22 protein-coding genes are annotated in these 25,248 nt (G+C 46.3%); all 22 read right to left on the bottom strand.

The features are described 5' to 3' along the window. Nucleotides 1-43: 43 nt before the first annotated feature. A complete protein-coding gene (locus tag MHH78_RS24450) occupies nucleotides 44-1,627 on the bottom strand; it encodes a response regulator transcription factor (protein WP_341169115.1) in 1,584 nt (527 codons plus the stop codon). After that, nucleotides 1,628-3,379, bottom strand: coding sequence for a sensor histidine kinase (locus MHH78_RS24455; protein ID WP_341169116.1), 1,752 nt, complete (start codon nucleotides 3,377-3,379; stop codon nucleotides 1,628-1,630). A 27-nt stretch (nucleotides 3,380-3,406) separates the two neighbouring features. Then, entirely contained in the window at nucleotides 3,407-5,194 is a 1,788-nt protein-coding gene (locus tag MHH78_RS24460) for a permease (protein WP_341169117.1), read from the bottom strand. Between the two features lie 15 nt (nucleotides 5,195-5,209). Continuing rightward, complete coding sequence (locus MHH78_RS24465; protein ID WP_076073565.1) at nucleotides 5,210-6,097, bottom strand: carbohydrate ABC transporter permease; 888 nt, start codon at nucleotides 6,095-6,097, stop codon at nucleotides 5,210-5,212. Between the two features lie 27 nt (nucleotides 6,098-6,124). Next, nucleotides 6,125-7,054, bottom strand: a complete 930-nt coding sequence (locus tag MHH78_RS24470) for an ABC transporter permease (RefSeq protein WP_036724983.1) — start codon at nucleotides 7,052-7,054, stop codon at nucleotides 6,125-6,127. Between the two features lie 94 nt (nucleotides 7,055-7,148). Beyond that, nucleotides 7,149-8,660, bottom strand: coding sequence for an ABC transporter substrate-binding protein (locus tag MHH78_RS24475; protein ID WP_341169118.1), 1,512 nt, complete (start codon nucleotides 8,658-8,660; stop codon nucleotides 7,149-7,151). 186 nt (nucleotides 8,661-8,846) lie between these two features. Next, nucleotides 8,847-9,335: an LURP-one-related/scramblase family protein gene (locus MHH78_RS24480; RefSeq protein WP_341169119.1), complete on the bottom strand. Its 489-nt coding sequence runs from the start codon at nucleotides 9,333-9,335 to the stop codon at nucleotides 8,847-8,849. A 50-nt stretch (nucleotides 9,336-9,385) separates the two neighbouring features. Beyond that, complete coding sequence (locus tag MHH78_RS24485; protein ID WP_341169120.1) at nucleotides 9,386-10,096, bottom strand: 2Fe-2S iron-sulfur cluster-binding protein; 711 nt, start codon at nucleotides 10,094-10,096, stop codon at nucleotides 9,386-9,388. A gap of 16 nt (nucleotides 10,097-10,112) precedes the next feature. Then, the gene (locus MHH78_RS24490; protein WP_076073555.1) at nucleotides 10,113-11,768 is read right to left on the bottom strand and encodes an FAD-dependent oxidoreductase; all 1,656 of its coding nucleotides are present in this window, start codon (nucleotides 11,766-11,768) and stop codon (nucleotides 10,113-10,115) included. A 52-nt stretch (nucleotides 11,769-11,820) separates the two neighbouring features. Then, the gene (locus MHH78_RS24495) at nucleotides 11,821-12,357 is read right to left on the bottom strand and encodes a hypothetical protein (protein ID WP_076073553.1); all 537 of its coding nucleotides are present in this window, start codon (nucleotides 12,355-12,357) and stop codon (nucleotides 11,821-11,823) included. A gap of 29 nt (nucleotides 12,358-12,386) precedes the next feature. Beyond that, a complete protein-coding gene (locus tag MHH78_RS24500) occupies nucleotides 12,387-13,076 on the bottom strand; it encodes a 4'-phosphopantetheinyl transferase family protein (RefSeq protein ID WP_341169121.1) in 690 nt (229 codons plus the stop codon). A gap of 41 nt (nucleotides 13,077-13,117) precedes the next feature. Then, nucleotides 13,118-14,266 (bottom strand): ABC transporter permease, encoded by a 1,149-nt coding sequence (locus MHH78_RS24505; RefSeq protein ID WP_341169122.1) that lies wholly within the window; start codon nucleotides 14,264-14,266, stop codon nucleotides 13,118-13,120. After that, entirely contained in the window at nucleotides 14,263-15,396 is a 1,134-nt protein-coding gene (locus tag MHH78_RS24510) for an ABC transporter permease (RefSeq protein ID WP_341169123.1), read from the bottom strand. The genes MHH78_RS24505 and MHH78_RS24510 overlap by 4 nt, the downstream gene beginning before the upstream one ends. A gap of 29 nt (nucleotides 15,397-15,425) precedes the next feature. Continuing rightward, entirely contained in the window at nucleotides 15,426-16,349 is a 924-nt protein-coding gene (locus MHH78_RS24515) for an ABC transporter ATP-binding protein (RefSeq protein WP_076073545.1), read from the bottom strand. Nucleotides 16,350-16,386: 37 nt separating this feature from the next. Further along, the gene (locus MHH78_RS24520) at nucleotides 16,387-17,208 is read right to left on the bottom strand and encodes a thioesterase II family protein (protein WP_341169124.1); all 822 of its coding nucleotides are present in this window, start codon (nucleotides 17,206-17,208) and stop codon (nucleotides 16,387-16,389) included. 20 nt (nucleotides 17,209-17,228) lie between these two features. After that, nucleotides 17,229-17,714, bottom strand: coding sequence for a hypothetical protein (locus MHH78_RS24525; protein ID WP_341169125.1), 486 nt, complete (start codon nucleotides 17,712-17,714; stop codon nucleotides 17,229-17,231). 3 nt (nucleotides 17,715-17,717) lie between these two features. Then, the gene (locus tag MHH78_RS24530) at nucleotides 17,718-18,488 is read right to left on the bottom strand and encodes a hypothetical protein (RefSeq protein ID WP_076073539.1); all 771 of its coding nucleotides are present in this window, start codon (nucleotides 18,486-18,488) and stop codon (nucleotides 17,718-17,720) included. A gap of 59 nt (nucleotides 18,489-18,547) precedes the next feature. Further along, nucleotides 18,548-21,880, bottom strand: a complete 3,333-nt coding sequence (locus MHH78_RS24535; protein ID WP_341170371.1) for a thioester reductase domain-containing protein — start codon at nucleotides 21,878-21,880, stop codon at nucleotides 18,548-18,550. A 48-nt stretch (nucleotides 21,881-21,928) separates the two neighbouring features. Further along, complete coding sequence (locus MHH78_RS24540; protein WP_341169126.1) at nucleotides 21,929-23,035, bottom strand: 2-oxo acid dehydrogenase subunit E2; 1,107 nt, start codon at nucleotides 23,033-23,035, stop codon at nucleotides 21,929-21,931. 11 nt (nucleotides 23,036-23,046) lie between these two features. Further along, a complete protein-coding gene (locus tag MHH78_RS24545) occupies nucleotides 23,047-24,072 on the bottom strand; it encodes an alpha-ketoacid dehydrogenase subunit beta (protein ID WP_340941813.1) in 1,026 nt (341 codons plus the stop codon). Then, on the bottom strand, nucleotides 24,050-25,003 hold the full coding sequence (locus MHH78_RS24550) for a thiamine pyrophosphate-dependent dehydrogenase E1 component subunit alpha (protein WP_341169127.1): 954 nt from the start codon (nucleotides 25,001-25,003) through the stop codon (nucleotides 24,050-24,052). Before MHH78_RS24550 ends, MHH78_RS24545 begins: the two co-directional genes overlap by 23 nt. After that, nucleotides 24,987-25,229, bottom strand: coding sequence for an acyl carrier protein (locus MHH78_RS24555; RefSeq protein ID WP_341169128.1), 243 nt, complete (start codon nucleotides 25,227-25,229; stop codon nucleotides 24,987-24,989). The genes MHH78_RS24550 and MHH78_RS24555 overlap by 17 nt, the downstream gene beginning before the upstream one ends. Nucleotides 25,230-25,248 lie beyond the last annotated feature (19 nt).

Raw genomic sequence — 25,248 nt, forward strand, 5'->3', positions numbered from 1 at the left:
GTTGCCCCCGGTTTGATAACCAGTAAGGGCAACGTTCAGAATTTCAGTTCTGCCGGTCCTCCATGGGAGTTACGCCGAAGAATGATTTATAGGCTTGCGTGAAATGTGAAAAGTTGGCATAGCCTACTTTGGCGGCAACCATGCTGATGGGCAAGGCTGTGTTCCGTAGCAGCGTTCGCGCCGTGTTCATTTTCTCGGTGATGATGAAGCTCTTCAGGGAGACATTCATTACACTCTTAAACAGCCGCGAGACGTAATTGGGTGTCAGATGGACCGCATCGGCAATATCCGTCCTCCGGATATCAATCTCTATGTTGCTGCGGATATACTGGATGATCGTATCTACCAGCCGCTGCGCATCCTGCTTGGATACGGCCACACTCTGGAAATATTCCATCACATATTGAATCAGCTTCTCCATGTCCGCTACACTGGAATAGGAATGAAGCGACTTGCCCAGCCATTCGCTGCCCTCAAAGATATCATTGACGGAGATGTCCATATACCCTGTCATATGAGAGAGCAGCTGCATGAAGTTCTGGTAGAACCGCTTCAGGCGTTCCGCATTCAGTCCTCCTTCCTCTGACCTTTGTCTTAAGAAGGACAACACCTGCTTCAGAATCTGGTCAGGCGATCCCTTGCCGAGGAACTGGTTCCACAGGTGCATATCCTCAGCATGGCTTGCATTCTGCGGGAGCATCTGATCCTGATTCCATATGAATACGTCATCCAGGAACGTAACATTGTCTTCCTTCATTTTGTGGAGCTCAGCGAACCGCTTGCCCAGCATATCGATAGACAGGGAGGAGCCGGAATAACAAGCAATCCTGCATTTGAAATACTTTTGCATGAACTCTCTCAAGCTGTCCAGCTGCTGCTTAAGAATCCAGGTACTGACCAGTTCGTTCTCGCGGGAGAAAATGATACATAAGAAGCATTGCCCCTCCACGGGAATCAGCAGAATCTGCTGTCTGTAAGCGTCAAAGTGCTCCGTAATAATATTCGACAAGGCATAGGATAAGGTAGGGGTATCCCATACACTATAGGAATCACGGTCGCTGATCATATCGATTAACGTCAAGTACACCTTACTGCTCTCGTTAATCGGAATATTGAAGCTTCTCATATCTGCCAGGAAATGCTCCACATGGGTAGAATTCTCTGTGAACCATTCTTTCAGCAGAACCTGCAGAATACGCTCACTGTTATTGAACAGCAGCTTCCCGTAGGAGGAGTATTTCTCGGTCTCGCGTTTGCCCTTAATTTTGCGGACCGCCTGGATGATGGACTGCTCAATATCCTCATATTTGGCCGGCTGAAGAATGTAGTCATGCCCGCCCAGCTGAACCGCTTCCTTCGCATACTCGAAATCCGCATGAGAGGTCAGGAACAGGCAGATGAGCTCATATTGCTTCTCCTGCACCCATCTTAGGAGGTCAAGACCGCTTTCCCCGGGCATCTCAATATCGCTGAGCAGAATATCGACAATCTGACTTTTAAGAATCTCCTTCGCTTCCAGGGCATTGAATGCCTTCAGCACCTGTTCCACCCCGATGGATTTCCAGTTAATCCCTGAATAGATACCCTCCACAATATTGATCTGATCATCCACAATCAGCACAATCATCTAGACCACCCCATTGTTCGTCTCAGGCTCCGCCTGGGATTCGGGCTCGGAATACGGAATGAATATATCCACACATGCGCCGTTGGAGTTGGAGAAAGACAGAATCGCCTTGCCCTTATATTGAATATAAAAGCGGCGCTTCACATTGCTGATTCCCACATGCTGCGAATCTTCCCCGGTCTGCTCCGAATTCAGGCGGCTCAGCTCCTCCTCCGGGAAGCCCTTCCCGTTGTCCAGAATGGTGATGTTGACATAGTTCATTGCGTCATTCTTCAGCAGTCTGACCTTCACATGGATAATCAAGGACTTGTTCTGGTACATCCCGAATTTCATGGAATTCTCAACAAACGTCAGGATCGTGATCGGGGGGATGAGGAAATCCCGGAGCTCGTCCACCACATCCGCCGAGAAATAAATCGGTATGGACTGCGTCATCCGTTGCAGCTCCACATACGTCTCTGTATTACGCATTTCATCCGCCAGGGAGACAAAATAGGGAGATTCCTGAAACATATGCCGCAGATACCCTGACAGCAGAAGGATCATCTCCTGGATCTGCTTATAGTCTCCGTTCTGGGCCAGGGCATACAGGTTGTTCAGGCAATTCAGATAAAAATGCGGGCGGATCTGGATTCTCAGATACTGCATGGTGGCAAGCTGGGCTTCCAGCATCTGTTCATAGGTCTTGATGTTCAGCGACTTGATCTCCTGGAGCATCTCATTAAAGGTCTCGCTCATCTGCTCAAATTCCAGAATCGGGGACTGATTGCTCATGGTTACGTCAAAATTACCGTCTTTGATACTGTTCATCGTATGGACCATGCCCTTAAACGGAGAGAAAAAGGAACGGTTGAGCAGATAATAACCTAGAGGTACAAGGAGCAGACACAGGATCGAGGAGAACAGCAGCGATAACTGCTTGGAGTCCATATTGGCCCAGATGCTCCGCAGCGCCACCAGATACACCATCTTCACCCCGCTCACCCCGAAGTCGCTCTGAATGAACAGGTACTTCTTCTCTCCTACCTTCGTTGTATCATAAGGCTTGCCGCTGCTATTCGTTGTCAATACGTGCGCTGAAGGATCTAAATCGGGATCGGCCGTCAACAAACGCATGTCCCCGGAAGCAAACAGCAACGTATTTGCATTCGCCGAACCGTCCATATTCAATAATTGGGCTGCCCTGTTGAGGTGGATGATGCATACGAAGTAAGCCTGCTTGTATTCAAATACCCGGACCAGATAGGATTCAGCATTCAGCTCGCGCACAAACCACCCGGCAGGCGTGAAATCCCCTTGCTGCATCATCCCCTGCACTTCTTCTGTCAGCTTTGGGCGGTTCTTCGTTTCGGTTTTAAGTTGAAATTCATTCCACATCAGTCCGTTAGGGGCGGAATATAGAAAAAAACCGGTAACGATATCATACATGGACATGACATTTTTGCTTTTCTCCAGGATCTCATTGGCGGACAGGAAGGCGTCTAATTTCCCCACTTTATAGCCCAGGACCTTGAAATTCGTATCGTTCGCTACCGTTGTTGACATGAAGGCATGGATATTGGACAGATTCTTCTCGAAGGACGAGGAGTAGACACGGAGCTTGCTCTTGTTCTCCTGCAATATATTGGCGTTCACCACCGTATTTGCCGTATACAGATTGTACAGTAGCAGGCAAATCAGAAAGGGAACGATCAGCAGCAGCAGGATCAGCAGGGTCTGTTTTTTGTATGAAATTCGTGCTCTCGCTCTCATAAGCATCCGGCTCTCCTCGGGGGGAATCTATACCAGCTTGAACACTCTGTACAGGAGCGGCTGCACCTCAACCTCAAATACAGATTCACTCGCTCTCTCATAAAAGACCGGCAGTACGTCTCCGGTTCTTACATCCACCAATTTGCGTCCATTGCCGGATACGTGCACCTTAACCTTCTCCTCGGAGTCCGCAAATGACTCCACAATAAACGTATCATTATCATACAGAAAGACGGAAATCTTCCCTCTGCACTCTAGATAAATCTTCAAATCACCCATCAAATGCTGGCGCATGATCGTCAGTACTTCTGCCGGATACTGATACAGCTCGACATAGTCATCCGGTACGGTCAGAACATAGACGGTTCCGTTGCCGTATTTATTTCTTAACAGCACGGGAGCCCAGTGGTTTTCTTTCTTAAGCGCGACCAGACAATCCCCGGCGTTGCTCATATACTCAATGACCGGCAACAGCACGCTGCTTCCGCTCCAGTAAGAGCCGCTGAAGGCTGAGCCTTCGGAGACAAATTCATTGGAGCAGGCTTTTCTGCCGGTATATCTTGCCGAGGTAAGCTCTTCGATGCCCTTGCCCTGCATCTCCCGCAGGAACCCCGAGGTGATACAGACATCCGATCCGTTCAGGAGATGAGTACTCAGCTTATTCATGATGTCAGGATCTTGGGCACCGCTTGCCGAGATGAAGACGAGGCCGGAGCTGTCCGGGAATTGGGGTGCAGGCTCCAGAGCGAATCCGGCCATGCCCAGATGATCGTACAGGTGATCCTCGCCCCGGGCATGAAACGGCTCATACGCCGATAAGCCCACAGGATTGCCGGCTGCACCCAGCACCTGATCCAGGCGGCCCAGCTCATGACCGAGTGCAGGAATCTGAACGGTGTCGATCAGCCAGCTGTAGCAGAACAAGGTCAGCTCTCTCCCCTTGGCGAACAGCGTGAGATAGGCTTGTTCGAGGAAATAGGAAATATGCGGCGTGCTCCCCAGCGAATCGATCCACCCTCCTGCATTATGCCCGGGCTTCAGCTTCTCCAGCCAGCGCATGAGCGAATAGCTGCCATATCGCGGAAGACTCTGCGCGGAATGGTTGGAATCCCTCGTCTCCGTGCCTGTATAAATCTCATCGAATATCCCGGCCTGCGTCTCAGGGTTATACCCTGTCTCCTGATAGGCTTCATACCAGTCCGGGAATTTGATGATCATGTTCGCCTTAGGATTGACCGCTTTGGCGGCGCGCATAACTACATTCTCCGATACATCCGTCATCAATTGCAAGCGGAAATCCGCCCAGCTAAGGTCCCCCTTGGCCTTGATGCAGGACGGACAGGTGCAGTTCGTGAAGAAGAAATCATCAATAATCACCTCATCGAACACGCTCGCCGAGAATCTGACCATGTCCTCCAGCTTAAGCAGCTCTTCCTCATTGGTGTAGCACAGCGTTGTGCAAGACCGCTTATAGCCTTCTTCAACCGGCTCGGCCTGGCTTCCAAAAATCGTGCCCCCGCTGCCGAAAACCCCGGTTTCATTCCGTAGCGGCTTGCTCAGTGTCGTCTTCATCAGCGTGGTTGTAATCGCGCCGGAGACGGCAATTCCTTTGGCAAGGAAGAACTCCTTCATAACTTCAAGCTGCTCTCTGGACATGTCCATATCATCCCTGTGGGTCTCCAGATAGACCTTGGAGCAGTTCAAATGCTTCTCAAAAAAATCAAAACCGCGTCTAAGGCTCTCTACAGAATCAAAATTGGAAATACATCTCGTCGTAAAATATAAGGCTACCTTAAAATTTGAATAGTCCGGCATTGAAATTCTTCCCCCTTATCCTTTAACTGCACCGACAACGATCCCTTTTACAAAATACCTCTGGAAAAACGGGTAGACCACCAGTACAGGAAGCAGGCCTATTACCGCAATGGCCATTTTGATCGCAGTTGTCGGAAAATTCATCGCCATGTTAACCTGCAGCTTATTGCCGAGTCCGCTCATCATGAAGAGTGTGTCGAGCAGCATTTTGTTGAGCAGCACCTGTAAGCTGTACAAGCTTGTGTCGCTGATAAAATAAAGTCCGTTCAGCCAGTCATTCCAGTACCCGAGTCCGATAAACAGGACCAGTGTTGTAATAATCGGCAGGGACATGGGCAGTACAATTCTCCACAGAATCCGGATCTCCCCGGCTCCGTCAATCTTGGCCGCTTCCGTCACGGCATCCGGAATGTTCGTCGTGAAATAGCTGCGCATCATAATGACGTTGAACGCGTTCATCAGCAAATTGGGAAAGATCAGCGCATACATGGTATTTTTCACATGGAAGACCTGTGTCCACATAATATAGCTCGGAATTAATCCGCCGGAGAACAGCAGGGTGAAGAAAATGAAAAAGGAAAATAGATTCTTCCCCGGAAGATCCCTGCGCGACAGCGGATAAGCGAACATGGTGGTAATGAGCAGACTTAGCGCTGTCCCGGCTACCGTGACGATAATGGAGATCATATACGCCCGGGCCACATCGCTGGAATTAGTGAATATATACTTATATGCGGTGAAATCAAGATGGCTGGTGAAGAATGAATACCCGTCCTGAATCAGGCTGGTCTCATTGGTAATGGACGATACGATCAGCAGCAGGAAGGGAATGATACATAATATGGATATTGCAGCCAGGCATAAGTGTACAAACACCCGGAAGCCCTTGTTGGTTTGAACCATCTGCATTCCCTGCTTTCTATGAAGATTCTAGAATAATGCACTGTCGGGATCTCTTTTCTTGACAATATAATTAGCCAGCAGAATCAGGACAAACCCGACCATTGATTGGTACGCACCGGCAGCTGAGGACATTCCGATATTCTGGGTCTGCATAAGTCCGCGATAGACATAAGTATCAATGGTATTGGTTACATTCATGAGCGCCCCGCTGTTCATGGGCACCTGGTAGAAGAGACCGAAGTCCGAGTAAAAGATCCGTCCAATCGCCATCAGCGTGAGAATGATAATTGTCGGTTTCAGCGTGGGCAGGGTAATATGGCGGATGCTCTTCCACTTGCCTGCACCGTCGATTGCCGCAGATTCATAAAAACCGCTGTCGATCCCGACTAAGGTGGCATAATAGATAATCGTATTGAAGCCGAAATACTTCCAGACATTCACTATTACCAGAATAGTTGGCCAATACTCGGGTCTGGTATACCATGAGACAGCATCTATCCCCAGCGGCTTCAGGAGTGAATTGTTGATAAATCCGGTTTCGGCACTTAAGAAGCCATAGACCAGATAACCCACAATAACAATCGAGATCAGATAAGGCAGCAGAATGGTGGTCTGGTATATATTTTTGGCTACCTTTGACGTCACCTCATTCAGCAGAATCGCTACCCCTACGGACATTAGGGTTCCAATGACAATGAACAACAGATTATAACCGAGCGTATTGCGTGTAATCAGCCAGGCATCCTGGGTCTTAAATAAGAACTCGAAATTCTTAAGCCCGATGAAATCGCTGCCCCAGATCCCCTTCTGGTAATTGAACTGCTTGAAGGCAACAATGATTCCGCTCATGGGAATATAGTTGTTGATGATGATATAAATCGTGCCGGGAAGCAACAGCAGGTACAGGGGCAGATACTGTTTAAATTTCCAGCGGCTCATTTTTTTCACGCGACTCATTGGCTTCCTCCCCTCTCCCTGCCCCGGCGGCCGGAACTCGCTCTTGCTGTCCTGACCGCCGGACCGGAGGAGCATTCTTATGGCTAACTAGCTGTTATTTCTTCTGGGCGAGCCAGGCATCAAGCTGGGCCTGCTTCTCCGCGATAATCGTGTCGATGCCGGCGCTCTTCAGCTCCTTCTCGAAACGGGGGAGCACTTCTTCAGGGTTCAAATCTCCGCAATCCAGTGCATTAACAAACTTTGAGAGCACATTATTGACCGCAGCAATCTCCGGCAATACCTTCGTATTGTTCCAGACAAACCCTTTGGCCACGGACTTGATGGCTTCTTCGTTGAACTTCAGTGTATCCTCCCACACGGTAGGGGAATCGGATGCCCACACATGAGAGATCAGCTCATTCGGCCAAGCCCACGGATCAACGTTGTAGGTCTTGTTACCGGCATCCATGCCCTCTGGGTAATCGATAAGCCCTTTGGCCTCATCTTTTACTACATAATTCTTGCCTTCCACGCCATAGATCAGGATATTAGCCAGCTCAGGGTTAGTGTACATTTCATTTAACACCTGTACCGCTCTTTCCGGCTTTTCGCTGTTATGGGGAACGTACCACAGGTTGTTAATATTATTGGTTGTAGAATACGGGGAGACCAGTTCAATAACCGTCATTGGCTTGCCTGTGCTTCTCTCAATCTCGGACTCTACACCGGGCTTGGTGTTGGTGATGGATGAGAAGGCCTTCCCGGCCTTAATCAGACTAACCGCGCTCTCCGAGTTGGTTGAACCGTTCGGAAGCAGCAGCCCTTCCTGCTGCCATTGATAGCGGCGCGCTACAATATCCTTGTAGGTATCCGAGGTATACCAGTTCACCACTGTCGTGCTGTCTTTGGTGGAATCCTCCAGTACGCCGGGATCTCCTCCCAGATCATCCTTGTAGGAAATATAATATCCCATGGTTCCGGCATCCGAGACGAGCGGGTACATATTCGGGAATTTTGCCTTGGCTGCCTTAAGGAGACCCTCATAATCTTCTTCGGTCTTGATCGAAGCAGGATCGGTGCCCAGCGCCTCCAGATACTCTGTCGGGATGGCATAGCCATAACCGGAGGCCAACTCCTTATTATTGCGGACCGCATAGATCTGCCCGTCCACGGAAGTCGAATCCCAATCGGACTGCGGTATTTGCTCCAGCATATCCTTGCCGTATTCCTTGAGCAGATCATTCAGCGCCACCACCTGACCGCTGTTGGAGGCGTTCGGAACGGTCAGCCCCAGGCTTGGCATCAGGTCAAATTTCTCCCCGGAGGACAGCATCAGATTTCTTTGCTGGTTGAACGAGCTGAAGCCGTACCGGACCAGCTCAATGGTGGTGTTAAACTTCGCTTCTGTAATTTTGCTTGCTTCTGCGGCAACCGCCTTCACCGCTTCATCATCCGCATCGTCCACCATAATTATTTTGACTACATAAGGCTCCTGGGAGGATTCCGATGCCGCCGGGGCAGCAGGCGTGGCTTCCGGGCTTGCCGCCTCTTTACTGCAGCCGCTCATTAGGGCAGACAGTACAACTACCGAGCTTGCCAGTAACATTGTCTTTTTTTTGATTTTCATGGTTCTTGCCCCCTCTTGATTATTACTACAAATTTATTGTATCCGCTTTCATTGCGGTAAGATATCAGTTTTGATGCTTATCATTATCAATTTTGTTTCATGATTTTATACCAAATACAAAACAGCGATCCTCCAATAACGGGAGAACCGCTGCTCTTTTTGTCTTTTATGTTGTTGGAAGAATAGCTACTGATTAGAAGACGAGGCTTCATCACTCTTCACACAATCAATGGCGACTACAATCGCGATGATGATCGCCTCCAGCTCCTCATTCCATACTTGCACGCTGTAGCTGTCGCCCCAGGTGAACCACTTCTTGCTCACTTCCCCGACAACCGCCCCGCGCTGCAAGACCTGGAAATCCATATCCCACCAGTTCCCGTGCACCTCAATATCCGCCGAATCTATCGAATAGCGCGCCTTGAAGAACGACAGCTCCTTCTTAATGGTGAGCACCTCACGGCCATCCGCTTCCACGAAGAACTTGGGCAGGAAGCTGAACACCTTCTTCGTAATCTGTGCAACTTCCCTTCCGCCTGCATTCATAATCAAGAAGGTCTTTGGAATCCGCATGAAGCTGCCCTCCACGTAATACACATCCTGTTCCCGCTCATCCTTCACCGTGAACTTCTCGCCAATGCTGAATACCTTTTGCTTGATGTAGAGCTGTTTCATGGTGTGTCCTCCGCTATCGTAGTTTGGTAATGTCATTCATCAGTTTCATTTTATCCATGTTTCCCAAACATGTTCCACATTCCCCAGACCGATACTCTATTCATTTTGGAGATCGCCTCCACAATCGGAATGTCCATGGGGCAAACTTCCTGGCAGGCAAGAGATTTGGAACAGCCATCATATACTCTTTGGGTATATTGTTTTTTATAGGCTTTGTCCTCACTTAATAAGGTCAGATTAGTCATCGACATCGCGGAGGACATTCCAGTAAATAATTCACCCAGGCTATAATTGGGGCAGACCTCCAGACAACTGCCGCACATCAGGCATTGGGACACTTCATATTGCAGCGTTAAATTGGCGGTTCTAACCTTTGCCGGCTCTTCCAGCCATAGCTTCATGTCCTTCATCACTTCGAACATTTGACTCCGGTCCACTGCCAAATCGCTTATGACCGGGAATTTACTTAGGGGATGAATCGTAATTTCATTGTTTTCTTGTACCAGATCATCGCAAAATAATTGGCAGGACAGTACCGGCTTCTCATTAACCACCATTGCACATGCTCCGCACAGTCCCTGTTCACAGCTGCAGTCCCAGCGGATCGGCCGCTCTCCCCCGTCCCTTTCCAGCATTTCACTATTCAGATTATTAATTAGAGTCCCTATGGATACATGTAATTCACCTGAGTACTCAAAATTCTGCCAGTACGCTTCCTTCGTTGCATCTTCCTGCCGCTTGATATTAATCCTGATACTCATAGTACTGCCTCTTTTCTTAATTAAACTCAATGCAGATACTATTATTCAGAAATACTGCATTCGTAGATTTCTTGAATTGTGTATCATTTTTTTCACTATAATCGATTCTCTGATGTGCCCCCCGGCTCTCTTTTCTGGCCAATGCCGACTCGACCATTCCCCTTGCCAATACAATATTGGCTGATAATGTTTTGTATTCATAAAAATGATGATGATACCATGACTCTGCGCTGTCGCTGTTCATTTCCTCCAGCCTTTTTTTGGCTTCAAGCAGCTGTCTCTCTTTTCTATATATACCCATGGCGCCGTACATAAGCTCTGATAATTCTTGTTTGATCTGAACATAGCCTTTTATAGAAGTGTTCGCTCTCTTCTCCCAATGCTGCAGCTCCTGATTTGCTGTCTCCAGCTGCTGTTTACCTATTTTGTCTGCGGCAGCAGCATCGATTGGGCCGACCCTTAGAGAGCTTTCGGCTGCAACCCACCCTCCACAAATCGCGCCTAATAACGAATTTCCGCCCAGTCTGTTGGCCCCATGATATTGAGCGGAGCATTCTCCTGCGGCAAAAAGTCTCGCTAGATTCGTGGTGTGATTCTTATCCGTCTTGATTCCCCCCATAAAGTAATGAATCCCTGGAGCCACTGGAATGGGTTCCTTATACGGGTTAACGTTTAAGAATTTCGAACAGATGCTGACAACTTCGTCTAACTGTACATCAATAATTTCCGGGGACAGATGAGAGACATCCAAATAAACCTCCTGGCTCCCGTTAATACCCAGCTTCATCTCATTACATACTTTATAGATACTCTGGCTCACCACATCACGCGGCATTAATGCCCCATATCCCGGAAACCACTCCTCCATGAAGTACCAGGGCTGACCCTCTCTAATGACGTACAATCTTCCTCCGACGCCACGTGCAGCCTCCGTAATCAGCATACGTTTGGAAGGGGTATGTACTGTTGTAGGATGATATTGAATCATCTCCAGATTGGAAAATTCGACCCCTTGTTCAAGCAGCATTCCCGCGGCATAGCCATCATTTAATCTGGAGCCGGTAGTTTTTCCGAAAACGCCATTCGGCCCTCCGACGGCCATAATCACAGCATCGGCAACCAGGCTTTGCAGTTCGTTCGTGTTCTCGTGCAGCAGAACAGCACCCGCACATTCCTGGCCTTCTATTAATAGGGAGTGGAATCTCCAGCCCGTCAGCCGCTTGATTTGGCCAGCAGCTTCATATTTCCGGCATTTTGCTATGATAGCTGTGGCAATTTGTTTACCGGTACGCGCACCCGCGTAGGCAGTACGTTTCTTTTTTTGTCCGCCGAAATTCCGTAAATCCACTCTGCCCTTCTCATCCCGGGTGAAATTCACACCGATTTCTTCAAGCCAGCGGATGATCTCCGGAGCCCTCCGTACCAGATTAGCCACGGCTTCAGGGTCATTAAGCTCACTGCCTCCCCGCATGGTATCCTCAAAATGCTCATCTATCGAATCATCTTCTTGTTTGGTATTCAGGGCAGCATTAATTCCGCCCATGGCCATTACAGACTGCGCTCTCTCTGAATACGCCGGTGACACCAAGGTAACAGCTGCTCCTTCTTCCACAAGCTTCAGCGCTGCCGTCATTCCGGCCAGGCCGCTGCCCATTACAAGTATATTCTTCATCCGAATGCTGACACTCCTCTCTCTCCCTCAGACAACAGCTTCACCCGGCTGTCTATGCTGCCCAAAACATAATTTGGGACCCCATATACATCACCAGCACTAAGGCCAAGAAGACATAGGTCCCTCTGATGAAGAGCGGGTAATTCTCCCGTTTTTTAATGACTCCCATGGATATAAAGAGCTTGGGCACACTGATGGCCATATGCAGACCTACAGTTAAGAGAAACAAAAACTCTGCTGAAACATAAATAATATTAAATATAGTCCCGTCTATCCTTTTGCTTAATTCAATCACCAGGATATGCACCAATAAAAATATCCCTGTGAAAATACCTGTTGCGGACTGGATTACAGTGCCCATATTGAGCTGCGGATATTGCTTGGCTTGTTTATCCCTTTGGCGATTTTTCACCATCAGGAAGATCGCGGAAAGCATATGGACGGACATGACAATGGACAGAATTCCGCCGATGGTCATATGAATATATCCATACGGCATGATTCCTGCGTAATAGATACAGGCCACTATAAGATGTATCAAAAAAAACAAAGTGCTTAATGCTCCGGAAATCGCTACTATTTTCTTCATGCCAGGGACTCCTTACCAGATTTTATCCATTAACTTTCACTCTTAATATAGGCTACAAGGTCATGAAGTGATGTTTTTTCCATATGGATCTGATCAGGTGTGCTTACACAAACGGCAAGCCTGTAATTATCCTGCAGCAAGTAACGGTAAAAATAAACTGTATGGTCTTCTTGGGAGCAGAGCTGTACGGATTCTCCGTTAATCATGAAATAAAATGAGTTCAGCGGCTTACTCAGCCCGACGCCCAAAAACTTGATATAACTTTCTTTTAACGTCCAGTAATCATACAGCGAATGAACCTGCTCTCCTATTTCCCGAGAAATGATATCCTCATATTCTTTGACATGGAAGAAGCGTTTAGCAATATCCAAATCAATGTCCCGGATTTCTTCAATATCTATGCCAATATCCTCAGTATCCAGTCCGCAGACTACATACTTTCCAGAATGAGATATATTGTAAAATACCTCATTCTGATCCTTTACATAAGGTTTTCCGTATGAATTTTTGTCAAATTCAATGTCTTTCATCGTAACTCCGGTTTTCTTGGCGATCATGAATCTGGCCAGCACTTCCCCGTACAAGGTTCTTTTTCGGTCTGCCTCAAATCTGAATTTGTGTAAGGCTTCCCTTTTGTCTGAAGCACATGTGCCCAGTAACGTCTGATAATCATCAGCACTTATGGGGTCTTCGATATTAATATAATAGAGTTCTGCCATAGTTATATACCTATCCTTGTCTAGTTGAATTCGTTGCCACTTTAGGAGAGACTTCTGAATTTCTTTTCCCGCTTGCTGGTTATGATAACCGACACGGCTAGAATCACCGCTGCCATTCCGCCAAGTAAAGACGCCTTGCCAGCTATATCCCCCAAGGTTAAACCTTGCTGTAAATCCAGAATACTTCCCATAGCCCATCTTGCCGGTGAAATATAGGAAATGGCATTGATTAATTTAGGAAACAGTTCCACCTGAATAAAGCAGCCGCCCAGGATAACAATCAGCAGGTTCGCAAAATTGGAAATCATGGAAGCCGCATCCGCCTCTTCCGTAATGGAAACATAGAATGTCCCCAAGGAGACCGCCACCAACGCCGTCAGGAAGAGAATCAGAAACAGAACACCGGGCTCCACGCCAATGGAGGTATTCGTGAAATATTCCATGCTCAGGACTGCGGCCAGGATTTGAAAGGCGGTGATGACCAGATTGCAGAGTACATTGGACAGATAATACATCCATACTTTGGCCGGAGAGAGGAAGATCCTGGCGTAAATATTGCGCTCCCTATCCGTATTGATTACATTCGCTATAGCTGATGAATTGAAGAAAATGAAAAGGATCAAAAAACCGACAAAGATATTGGAGTTGTTGTATTCCGTATACAAATCGTTAAGAGAGGTTTTCTCCACAAACTCAGAGCTGGCGATATAATTGCCTACCGCATTCTCGAATACAGCAGCATCCCCCCCTGAAATCTTGCCCAAGTTGCGTAAATTCAACAAATGATTTTTGAGGATAGCCTGAAGCAACGTATATACGTTTTGCTCTTCGTTTCCTTTCACTACAAGATGCTCGATAGAATTATTTAACAACCCATCCTGGAATCCGCTGTGGATGACCAAAGCTGTATTTATTTTATTACTTTGAAAATTGGCCTCCACTTCATTCTCATTCATCTTGAAGACCTTGATGCCCTCCAGACCGTCAACAATTTGGGTGATGGCTTCCGAGGCCCGGGTTTTATCTCCATCCACAATACCCACGTTTACAAAGGTTGTCGAGTAACTGACCATTTTACTGGCAATGATTAAGACAATAATCGGAGTGATGGTCATTAACAGAAAAGAAATCGGTTTATGCATTATCGTAATTCTTAAGTTATTTTTTATTAATGCATAAAATGTTCTCATGCTCTTAATTCCTCCTTCTTTTCTTTGGCAACAACGATAAATAGACTGACGAATATTAAAAGGAGAAATATGGCAGAGCTTACCCATATCATTTGGTTGTCATGCGCGTAGGTACTTTTTAAAATACCAATATTCACCCATCGTAACGGGGAGACCAGCAAGACTTTGCCGAATACGCCGTCCATATCGTAAGGAAATGGTGTATACGATCCCCCGAGAAAGGAGAAAATCGGCAGGATAATCACAGAAAGAATCACATCCACTTTGCCGCGCGCTTTTAATAATTGGGCCACTAACATGCCTAGAGCTACATTGAAGATGGCAAATAAAACAATATACAGGTACATGAATAAAGAATAATTGCCCCAGTTCACATCCAAGTAGGTTATTGAGAAAATAAAGGCTGGAATAAATACCACAAAGGCAAAAATAGAGTACGCGGCCAAGGAGGCAAGATAATACTTCACCCGGCTAAGTCCTGTAAGTAAAATTCTCTCTTTGATTTTGGTTCTTTTGTCCGTAAATAAATCCCCAATGGGAATCAGCATCATATACATCACCATAAGCGTTAATTCCACCACCCCATAGTAATCATAGGAGCTCATGGCACTTTTGGAGGGAATCAGTTCTACAGGCACTTCATACGTGGCATTATCCGCACCAATCAGTTCAATCGCTTTTTCCCCGTCAATTTTATAGGCTTCCTTAACCGTCTGGATGCTGCTGGCCACGCTTCGGAATAAGGCTACCACTCTCGCTGTATTTAACGGCTCCGATTCATTTCCGTAGACCAGGATCTTCTCCTTATCCAGGTGCACGAATACTTTTTTGTTCACCCGTGCCTCTTTTTTGCCTTCTTTCTCTGAGTCGGTGTAGCCCATTTTGATCCCGTAATCTTTTTCGATGGATACAGAGGCTGTGGTTAAGGCATCAATAACCTCGGCTGCCATTCCTTCCGATTGATTGAGCAATGCAACATCCACCATGGTCAGGTTTGATTTGTCTGAGAAGGCTCCGGTCAGAATCGAACCGATCAGAATCATTAAAAAGATAGGGAATATCATCAAGAATAATAACCACTTTGGATTTCTGATTTGATTTTTAATGATTTTCTTTATGATCTGAAACATATGATCTTCCTTTCCTCTAGACTCTATGGTCAGTCGCGTAATTTGCGCCCTGTCAATGTCAGGAATACGGTTTCCAACGTAACATCAGTAGTGCCGATACTTCTGATTTTCACATTTTTGCTGTTTACGTATGCAATAATTGCATTCAAATTATCATTTTCTTTTAACGACTCCACCTGGATCAGGTTGTCATTGATTTCCACATTAACCACGCCATCAATTTGGGAGATTGCTTCCTTATCCAGTTCAAGGGCATCATCCACAGTTAACTGCAGAGATTTCTTATCACTGATCAGATCTGTTAATTCTTTCTTTGTCCCCGAAGCAATGACCTGGCCTTTGTCAATAATGGCTATGCGATTACAGATCGCTTCAACTTCCTCCATATAATGTGTTGTGTAGACAATCGTCACGCCTTTCTCATTTAACCGCTGGACTGACTTCAGGATGTGGTTTCTGGACTGCGGATCAATCCCGACCGTTGGCTCATCCATAATAAGAATCTGTGGTTGATGGACCAAGGCAGTGGCAATATTCAATCGTCTTAACATCCCGCCGGAGAAGGTCTTCGCTTTTTTACGTTTGACATCGGACAGGCCGGTGAATTCCAAGGCTTCATCGATTCCATTCTCCAATTCTTTCCCTTTCAGTCCATACAGCTCACCAAAGAACTTAACGTTCTCATACGCAGTGAAATTATCATACAGGGCAATGTTTTGCGGGACAAAGCCAAGCTTTCTTTTCTCATCCTCCACCTTATTTCCGAATAGCCTGATGTTCCCCGATGTCGCATGAAGCAGGCCGCATACCAGATTAATCGTAGTACTCTTGCCGGCTCCATTCGGGCCTAACAGACCAAACACCTCACCTTTTTCAATGGACAGATTGAGTCCGTTTACTGCGGTATAGTCACCAAACTTTTTGACCAGGTTATCGATTTGAATCACATTCATCTTTCATCCTCCACTCTTTTTAAATGGCAAGCCGGTGTTATAGTGCTTCTCTTTGAGCTTGATCCGTAAGCCTATTCTCTATATCCATTAATTTATTGCGCAGATGGAACAGAAGCATATTGGGATTATCCATAAAATAAAAATGGTTCCCCTGAAAGAGGGTGAGTGCGTATTTTTGGGTGGTGTATTTCTTCCATCCCTCTAGTTCTTTCTTAGTAGCAATGCTATCGCGGTTCCCGCCATAGATATCAAATGACACCGGGACGGCTTGCGCACTCTCAGGATTATACGTTTCACACATTTTCATATCTTTTCTAAAGGTAGGCAGGATTAATTCCAGAAACTCTCTGTTTGCACTGAAAGCGTCCGGGATTCCGCCAAGACCGATGATTGTATCCATAAATTCAGCGTTGCTTTTCAGATATAATTTGTCATTTCCGTCTTCGGTCAGACTCTCCGTGAACTTGTTCATATAGTTGGGTGCTTTCATGCTTGAGATAATTACATATTCCGGTAAAGGAAGTCCGTGTTTATATATTTTTTGCGTCAGCTCATAGGAGACCAGCCCTCCCATGCTATGCCCGAACAACACGTAGGGTACATCAGTGTACTCTTTCATTTCCTGGAGCAATAGATCTGTAAGTATATCCACATTATCAATGGCCGGCTCCGTTATTCTGGCCCCTCTGCCCGGCAGCCTGACCAAGCAGGTCTCCACATCCCGCGGCATCTGCTCTTCCCAGTGCAAAAAGGTTGAAACATCTCCACCGGCAGGAGGGAACAAAAACAAACGTAATCTGATCTCAGACTTTTCGGCGTTTCTTTTGAAAAAAAACCATGGTTTAACCTCTTGTTTCATGTTATCCTCCACCATTCTCATTAAGCTGCAAAATTCAGATAGGTGTTAAGGGTGTGAAATACCCCAAAGGTAATGGCGACCCCTACTCCCAAATGATCCCCCAGCCATTTCTCTGCTAAAGCGAAATACACGGACGGGAAGATGGACATCCCCATGAATACGAAAAAAGTCCCACTGATCAAGGTATAGTCCATCCCGCCCGCAAAATAACGAAGCCATAAAGCGTAATAGAGCAGTAAAAATACGGCCATTCCAAACACATATTTGCTTTGCAATGACGGAGAGCTTTTGTTTACGCGAAATATTAATACAAGCATTAATAATATTTGGCTCGAACGTTCAATATAACTAAGGATTTCAACCCTGTTGCCGAAGGCCGCCCCGGTTCCGGCAGTTCCGTTTACCGCAAATGCGTAAAATAACAGATTAGGAAGCAATACCAGCAAAAGAATAATCAGGCCCTTGAGAGAAAAGCCGAGCCTGTTTTTAGTTAAGGTTGGTTTCATCGTTTATGCCGCGCTCTTTTTTTGCTCCAGCAGGGTGGTAATGCTTTTTTCGAACATCGCTTTATTCTTTCTCATATCAAAGAACATCCAGATGTGATACACAGCCCCCATAATACCGCCGAGGAGAGCCGTAATCTGCATAACGGTCATCTGACCGCCATCGAAATAAATGATCGTATCCGTCATTGCAAAAACCATGGTGATGATCAAATCCAGTCCTACGATAATGCCCAAAATGTTGAGCTTGGAGGAGAACACCTGATTTCTTTTGCCCAACAGCGAAGTCACCAGATACCATAATCCAAAGCCGCCAAACATCCAGATAAAGTCAGGGTCGAGCGGGAAAGCTGCTACTTCCAAGGCTACCCGGTACATTTCATTGCCTGTGGAATACAAAGTCATAACCTTCATAATAAATATTTCTCTCATCCACTCCAGGGACAGCAAGCCCGCGCCGCCATAACCAACAATGGTTACCCATTTGTAAAAGCCTTCCCATTCATAGCTTTTGGATCTCACTGTTGACACTGCCGTCGATATCCAGTAGATGGACAAGAAGCCGATCGCTACGAAGATATATCTCCATAAATGCGGAATAAACGGATGGGCGGCAATTTGCTCATAGAATTCCGTTCCTCTGTATTTCTCCGCCGGATCAATAGGCATCAGAATGCCTATTCCCATATAGAGCAAGCCTATGAGCAGAGAGACCCACATCCCGCTAGTGTACAGGCTCATTTTTTTTGCTGTAATTACATCCAATCTTTCCTTCATCATTGTTCCTCCTCGTATAAAATCATATAATGTATACTTTTCTGATCCTTCACTTGCCCTCAACGGGTGAATTGAAAATACTTTGTCTTCACAAAGTAATCCAAATACCGGTTGAACACCTCCTCTCCTACCTCAGGGCATGTGATTGTAGTTTCACTCAAGCCTTTGGTAACATTGGTAATGTCATACGTTATTTCCACATCCCATTCCCCCATATCTTCCGGAATGAACGGCAGCATAGCCTTGGTGGTATTCAGATTAGGATTCTCGGCAACTCTGTCCACCAATTCATCCTTCCACTGCTCATACGGCATTTTTTCAACTTTGAACCCGTACGAATTCATCCAGGTATACACTTGGTTTAGGGTGTTCATTTTATTGGCGACAATATGGAAATTTTTGTTACTTGATCCCGCTTGGGTGGACAATGCTACAATAGACTTGCTGACATAATCCACTGGAATAAATTCTATATTCACATTCTCTTCGAACAATACTCCTGCCTCTACACAGCTTTTGATCATAAGCCACATGATATCTCTGGTTTGACATGCCCCTGTGGTACTGGAGCCGGATATTCTGCCGACGCGGTAGATACTTACCGGAATGCCTCTCTCTTTGGCCAGAGCTATAATTCTCTCGCCAACCCACTTGCTCTGCTGATATCCCAGTACAAGCACCTCATGATCGGACGGAATGGTATCCTCGTATGCGATATAGCCGTTTTCGTGTGAGAGCGTAGAGAATACATAATGAGTTGACACATAATGTACCTGCTTCAACTTATGAGTGGACGCCAGACGTAAAATCTCCTGAACTCCCTGTACGTTTACATCTTTAATCTTGTTATACGGCTCCAGGAAATTAGTGATAGCGCCCGCATGATAGATGGAATCGATTCGGACTGCCAGCTCGTTGAAATCCTGCAGCTCTTGGCCGAGCAACGGTCTGGCAAGATCGCCCGTGCAGACTTCTATTCTGCTTCTGTAAGCTTCGTCCCATAAATGGTACATTTCCATATTAGCCACAACCCTGGCGTAGCCGCTCTGCACACTGTCCGCACGGACCAGCAGCACCAGATGATAATCTGTCATAGCGATAAGCTCCTGCAGCAGAAATGCCCCAAGGAATCCCGTCACACCGGTCAAAAGGACGTTATGGACCCGGGTATGATCCCACGCTTGAAGTACCTTTGCTCCGGTAATTTCCTCGTCCAGCCACACCTCATTTTTCAAGAATTCCCGGGTCTTATAGCGGAAATTACTTACGGCGGATTCATTGATATCCTGTTTATTTTGCTCGCTTTTGACCGCTTCAATATACATCGCCATTTGCTCAATGGACGAGTTGTCGAAGAAAATCCGCACCGGCAGCATCATATCAAAGGCATTCTTGAACTTTACAATGAGCTGGGCCGCCATGATGGAGGTTCCGCCAAGTTCGAAAAAATTATCCAAAACTCCCACTTTGTCAACATTAAGAATATCTGCCCACAGGCCGGCAATTTTTTGCTCCGTTTCCGTTCTCGGCTGCAGATATTCAACCTTAACGCCTGTTCTTGTTTTCATTTTCGAATCCGCAATCGCCCTCATTATTTCTTCAATAGACTGCGTATGACTAACCAGATCGTTCATTTGATCTTTTTCGACTTCATCCAGCTTATTCCATCTATTAAAAATGAACTGGTAGGGGTCGAAGCTGCGGTCTGCCTTGTGCGGTTTGTCTGAAATATCCGGTTCTTTGTCTGCTTTGTTAGGATGGAGTGCTTCATTCGCATAATCCGCGAGCTTTTCACAAGAAATTGTCAGGGCTTCACCTGAGTGAACACGCTTCAAGTCCGTGCGGGTAATCCTGGCCAGAAACTGAGCCGCACTCTCATTCCTGCCGCTGGATTGATAGTGGAACACTATAGAGTCACACTGGTGTTCTCTAATTCTATGGGCTAATTCCTTCATTAAATGATATTCAACATTTTTACCGAGCACCCGGCAATTTAAGAGCAGAGCGTCAACCTTGAAGCTCTTCTTATCAACTGTTCCAATGATGGTACCGGCCGTACCATAATCTCCAAATCTGTCTTGTACCTTTACGGAATAAATCAATTGATTATCCCCGTTAAGCGCTCCGATGATTTCTTCCTGTGTCCATAGTAACCCTGTCAGGTTGAAGTCTTTGGTATTATGGAGGATATGCTCGATCTTCTCGGCCTGCAGCTCATTGATTTCCCGCAGAGTGACTTCCAGCTGGATGGATTGAAGGAATTCCTCCAGACTGTATTCCTCTGTGCTGTCTGCGAAGACATCTTCGCCATGGCTGTAATGAGAAGCTTCAGCGGATATATAATCCAGAATTCCCGAGGCCTCTACGCTCTGCATCCAAAGTGTAGAATCCTCCGGCAGCAGCAGCTGGCGTATTCCGCTTAAGTACAGCTCCTTCGTATCCAGTACAATGAATTGATCCAGTGAAACGCCATGTTCTCTATGTATTTGCAGGATTGCTTCTGTTATCGATTCACACTCACAGCTCATATACTTACATTCTTGCTTGGTGAGGATGAGATCTTCCCTGTCCAATATGGCATTCAATTGTCCTAGAGCGGATCTTGAACACAGCATGATTTCATTTCCCCAGCTTACAAGTTCCTGCAGATAGCTCTGAAATAAAAGGTAGGAATCATCGGTAACCACTCTTTGCTCATCCAATTCATGAAGAACTGCGTGTCCTTCTTGTTCCTCTTGCTCACACAATAGGACATCCGCATCAAATACAAGGATATTGCGCTTATTCCTCAGATCCAGCTTGATGAGCCGGCTAATCTGTCTTGCAGCCTCTTTGTAGATGCTATTCACATAAGGTGCTTTGGCAAAAGCATACATGCCCATGTGATAGCTCTGATCTGCGCCGTATCTGCGGATCAGCTCTTCCCCGTCTGCCAGGTATATGCCTTCAACGAATCTAAGCTTATCTATCATCAACTTTCGCAGCATCATGGAAGTTTCCATTGCACCGTACATAATTTGCAGGTCACCGGCTCCCAGAGGCCTGTTCTCATAGACAGGGGGGAGCATAAAAATCAGCTTGCAGCGGAGTGCCGCCTTGGCATGCAGAACGGCCTCGATCAACATCGACAGATCAGCCTTGCATGAATTAAAGCTCTCTTTCCGATAGAAATCTTTCCGGCCTATAATATCTTCCAACCGGGTCCAGATGACTAAATAATCCGGTTTCTTCTGAAATAATAAGCTGTCCGGGTCCATGCACTGGGATATAATCTGATTATAAGGTCCGGTTTCAATTGTGGACTGAAGCCCGAGTTCCTTAATATCTTCTTCAAGATAGCCTTCCAGTAAATCAGCAGTGAAGCTGGACAATACATAAATATTGCGCGGCATGTCACTCACTATATCCTCCTCCTTCACTCCCCATGCTGGTCTCACACCTTACACATTGATCTCAAAATGTTCAATCTTGCTCTTCAGCCGCGCCAAAAATTCGACCGCATACAATCCGTTCACTACACGATGATCGTACGCCAGGCCAAGATTGATATAGCTTCTTTCTGCCACGGTCCCTTCTATCAGGACCAATTCCTTCATTACCGCACCCACGGATATCATCCCGGTCTGTCCCGGCAGAATGATGGGAATGACGCTGACAACATCGGCGCTTGTATTCAGGCTAATCGTTATCGTTCCGTCCATCAGATCCGTTTCAGCAAAACTGCTTCTTAATGCTTTATATTTATATTCCATCATTATTTCTGCAGTATGCTCAATCCTTCCAGCGTGTTCAGCTTTAATTACCGGAATGTAGAGACCTGTCCCCACATCGATGGTCACACCGACGTTGACTTCTGCAGCAGGAATAAATGTATCTTCATCCTTCAGCTTTCCGTACATCAATGGGAATTCGTCCTTGATCGATACCAGCAGCACCGGTAATACTTCTCCAAACCCCACAATGACCTCAAGCTGCTCAGCGATTTCCCGCATTCCGGTTAGAGCTTCATCACAATATACTTTCATTAATAAAAATGCATTTGGAATATTCGTATGCGATTGGATTACTGTTTTAGAGACCTGTTTTTGATTCTTACTCAAGAGAATCCGGGCCTCATCCCCGTCGTTTCTTTGCTTCAGCAGCTCTTCCAAGTCACTTAATTTAATCAATTTCTTATTTAAGGATGACAGCTCCTGCTGCGAAAATTGGTGCAATGCGGCAAACGCTTCTGCCTGATTGGAAAGTTTGTAATTGGCCGTGCTTTCTGCTGTGGCACTGCCCGCGGATAATTCCTTGTATGTATTCATTTCTTGGAGGGACTCAAAAACAAAGGCAATAACCTCGCCGGTCCTCACATCGGTGTGTTCTTTAGCCGCAGGATAAAAATAGCCGTCTGCTTCACATTCGACATCAATAGCTGCCTTGGAGGTCTCCAAGGTGGTAATTAGATCACCGGAATGAATGAATTCGCCCTCAGCGCAATAATAGTTCTGGATCAAGCAGCTGTTATCATTCGCATTTAACTGTGGAACAACAATTGGTCTCATACCCGCCTCCGTTACCCTTCTTTAGCGATTTTCATCAGCTTCAGTACACTTTCATAAATGTCCTGTTCCCCTACCAGCACCTGGCTTTCATAATACATGGATGCGGGAATAATGCTGTCAGAAGAACTTAAGAGCTCAATGGCTCCATCCTTCTGCTTATTGAGATATGGATATAGTTTGACCGCTATTCCTTCGCCCCAGGTATGCCCGCTGGTCCCCTCTTCCACAATGAGAATCTTGCCTGCTGCAACCGCATCTTCAACAATGGCCTCGATTCCGCAGGGATACAGCTTGGAAGGTACCGCTACCTTAACTTCAATTTCATCCGCCATAATCAGCTTTTCAGCCACTTTCATGCACATGGAAGCCAAGCCTCCGGGGCAAAGGATAAGAACATCCGGTACACTGTTTTCTTCTATACTGGCGACTGCCCAGTTCTCATGGTCACCTTTAAAGGAATAGTTAAAAAGTTCATCGATCACGCCATTTTCATACCTGTACTGGGAATATATTATTTTTTCTTCAAAAAAAATACAAGGATTTTTCTCACTCAGCATCCGGTTAAACACATCATAATTATCATGAAAAGGAGACAGCTCATACACGCTTAGATTAGGGATGCCCATGAAGTATTTTTGCATGCTTTGGCTGTGTGTGGGTCCGTACCCCCTGTAACCGCCATTCGCACATCTGACAATCATGCTGAGATCCAGCTTATCCCCGTACATGGTTACAGACTTGGATGCAAAATTGAGCAGAGGATCAAATGACAATGTAGTGAAATCCGAAAACATCATATCCACGATCGGTTTGTGGCCCATGATTGCCATTCCGCTTGCCATGTTGACAAATCCCTCTTCACTTATCGGCGTGCCAATCACTCTGTCCGGATAATCATCAGATAATCCCTTGTTGATTTTGAAGGCACCCCCATAAGGCTCACGTACATCTTCCCCGATTACAACGACTGCCTCGTCCTCACACATCAGCTGATGAATGGCATGTCTCAAATTTTCATTTATTTTTTCTTTTTTCATAATCGGCCCATTCTGCTCCCTCTCTGTGTATGACAAGTTCCTGCAGCGTTTGCATTTGATTCCGGACAGCTTCTTCAAGCTTATCTACCCTTGCCTTATCGCTGGCTTTCATTTGGTTGTACCAGTATTTCTCCCGGACTCTTGCAAGCTCATCAGCACTTCTAGTGTCATCGCCTTTACTGTGGGACGCGACCCGATCTGTTATGAATTCAATGACCAGGGGTTTGGATTCCTTGCGGACACGGTGTATAGCGTCACCAGTCTGTTCTCTTATTTCATTAACAGCTTTGCTCTGGATGCACAGATAATCAAGACCGAACCCCCGTACCCGGCCTTCTATGCTTCCCGACATGCTGTAGCTTTGATGGGTTGATATTGCTATTCCATTGTTCTCTACAACGATGACCATCGGGAGATTCCAGATGCCGGCAAAGTTCAAGCTTTCGTACACGCAGCCCCTGCCAAAGGTTCCGTCGCCAATATAGACAAATACCAGATTATCTTGTTGCTTGTATTTATAACTCCAGGCGATGCCTGTGCCTACCGCTATGCCTTCGGCCTGAACCCCTGTAGATATAAAGCGGTCTCTGCGAATGTGCTGGCTTCCTCCGATTCCATTACATACGGCGCCTTGTTTGCCCATGACCTCTGCCAGCAAGCCCTCTGCATCCCCATATCTGGCAATATAATGCCCATGCCCCCGGTGATTGCTGATCACAAAGTCTTCTTCTTCAATGAACGGATTCAAAGCTACCGGAATATATTCTTGTCCCATGCAGGTATGAGTGGTCCCTGTGACATGTCCGCTTGAAAAAAGCCCGAGGATCGATAGCTCATATTGACGGATCAACAGCATTCTTTCCAGATCATGATCACTAGTGCTTCCCGCCAGAACCGCCTGCCCGGCAATGGCATTATTCAAAGATTTCATTGCTTACTCCTTTGCTCTTTAAGACCGTTATAAAGGCGGCAAGATTTTTCAAGCTTTTCACTTCCTTGAAGGTGAACTTGACCTTATAGGTATCTTCAATGGTTGTGATTAACTTGATATGCTTCAGGCTTGTCCATTCCGGAGCATTCTGCGGTGACAAGTCTTCGTGAATCGTTTCTTTGTCCGGGATGGCCAGAATATCCGCAACAATCTCTTTTAATGTCATAACTTCAGCATCCTCTCAT

It is taken from the genome of Paenibacillus sp. FSL H3-0333 (assembly GCF_038002805.1).
Taxonomy (GTDB): domain Bacteria; phylum Bacillota; class Bacilli; order Paenibacillales; family Paenibacillaceae; genus Paenibacillus_AQ; species Paenibacillus_AQ silagei.

Coding starts and splice junctions, on each gene's coding strand:
- MHH78_RS24450 (WP_341169115.1), bottom strand. CDS start 1,627: ATGATTGTGCTGATTGTGGATGATCAGATCAATATTGTGGAGGGTATC.
- MHH78_RS24455 (WP_341169116.1), bottom strand. CDS start 3,379: ATGAGAGCGAGAGCACGAATTTCATACAAAAAACAGACCCTGCTGATC.
- MHH78_RS24460 (WP_341169117.1), bottom strand. CDS start 5,194: ATGCCGGACTATTCAAATTTTAAGGTAGCCTTATATTTTACGACGAGA.
- MHH78_RS24465 (WP_076073565.1), bottom strand. CDS start 6,097: ATGGTTCAAACCAACAAGGGCTTCCGGGTGTTTGTACACTTATGCCTG.
- MHH78_RS24470 (WP_036724983.1), bottom strand. CDS start 7,054: ATGAGTCGCGTGAAAAAAATGAGCCGCTGGAAATTTAAACAGTATCTG.
- MHH78_RS24475 (WP_341169118.1), bottom strand. CDS start 8,660: ATGAAAATCAAAAAAAAGACAATGTTACTGGCAAGCTCGGTAGTTGTA.
- MHH78_RS24480 (WP_341169119.1), bottom strand. CDS start 9,335: ATGAAACAGCTCTACATCAAGCAAAAGGTATTCAGCATTGGCGAGAAG.
- MHH78_RS24485 (WP_341169120.1), bottom strand. CDS start 10,096: ATGAGTATCAGGATTAATATCAAGCGGCAGGAAGATGCAACGAAGGAA.
- MHH78_RS24490 (WP_076073555.1), bottom strand. CDS start 11,768: ATGAAGAATATACTTGTAATGGGCAGCGGCCTGGCCGGAATGACGGCA.
- MHH78_RS24495 (WP_076073553.1), bottom strand. CDS start 12,357: ATGAAGAAAATAGTAGCGATTTCCGGAGCATTAAGCACTTTGTTTTTT.
- MHH78_RS24500 (WP_341169121.1), bottom strand. CDS start 13,076: ATGGCAGAACTCTATTATATTAATATCGAAGACCCCATAAGTGCTGAT.
- MHH78_RS24505 (WP_341169122.1), bottom strand. CDS start 14,266: ATGAGAACATTTTATGCATTAATAAAAAATAACTTAAGAATTACGATA.
- MHH78_RS24510 (WP_341169123.1), bottom strand. CDS start 15,396: ATGTTTCAGATCATAAAGAAAATCATTAAAAATCAAATCAGAAATCCA.
- MHH78_RS24515 (WP_076073545.1), bottom strand. CDS start 16,349: ATGAATGTGATTCAAATCGATAACCTGGTCAAAAAGTTTGGTGACTAT.
- MHH78_RS24520 (WP_341169124.1), bottom strand. CDS start 17,208: ATGAAACAAGAGGTTAAACCATGGTTTTTTTTCAAAAGAAACGCCGAA.
- MHH78_RS24525 (WP_341169125.1), bottom strand. CDS start 17,714: ATGAAACCAACCTTAACTAAAAACAGGCTCGGCTTTTCTCTCAAGGGC.
- MHH78_RS24530 (WP_076073539.1), bottom strand. CDS start 18,488: ATGAAGGAAAGATTGGATGTAATTACAGCAAAAAAAATGAGCCTGTAC.
- MHH78_RS24535 (WP_341170371.1), bottom strand. CDS start 21,880: ATGCCGCGCAATATTTATGTATTGTCCAGCTTCACTGCTGATTTACTG.
- MHH78_RS24540 (WP_341169126.1), bottom strand. CDS start 23,035: ATGAGACCAATTGTTGTTCCACAGTTAAATGCGAATGATAACAGCTGC.
- MHH78_RS24545 (WP_340941813.1), bottom strand. CDS start 24,072: ATGAAAAAAGAAAAAATAAATGAAAATTTGAGACATGCCATTCATCAG.
- MHH78_RS24550 (WP_341169127.1), bottom strand. CDS start 25,003: ATGAAATCTTTGAATAATGCCATTGCCGGGCAGGCGGTTCTGGCGGGA.
- MHH78_RS24555 (WP_341169128.1), bottom strand. CDS start 25,229: ATGACATTAAAAGAGATTGTTGCGGATATTCTGGCCATCCCGGACAAA.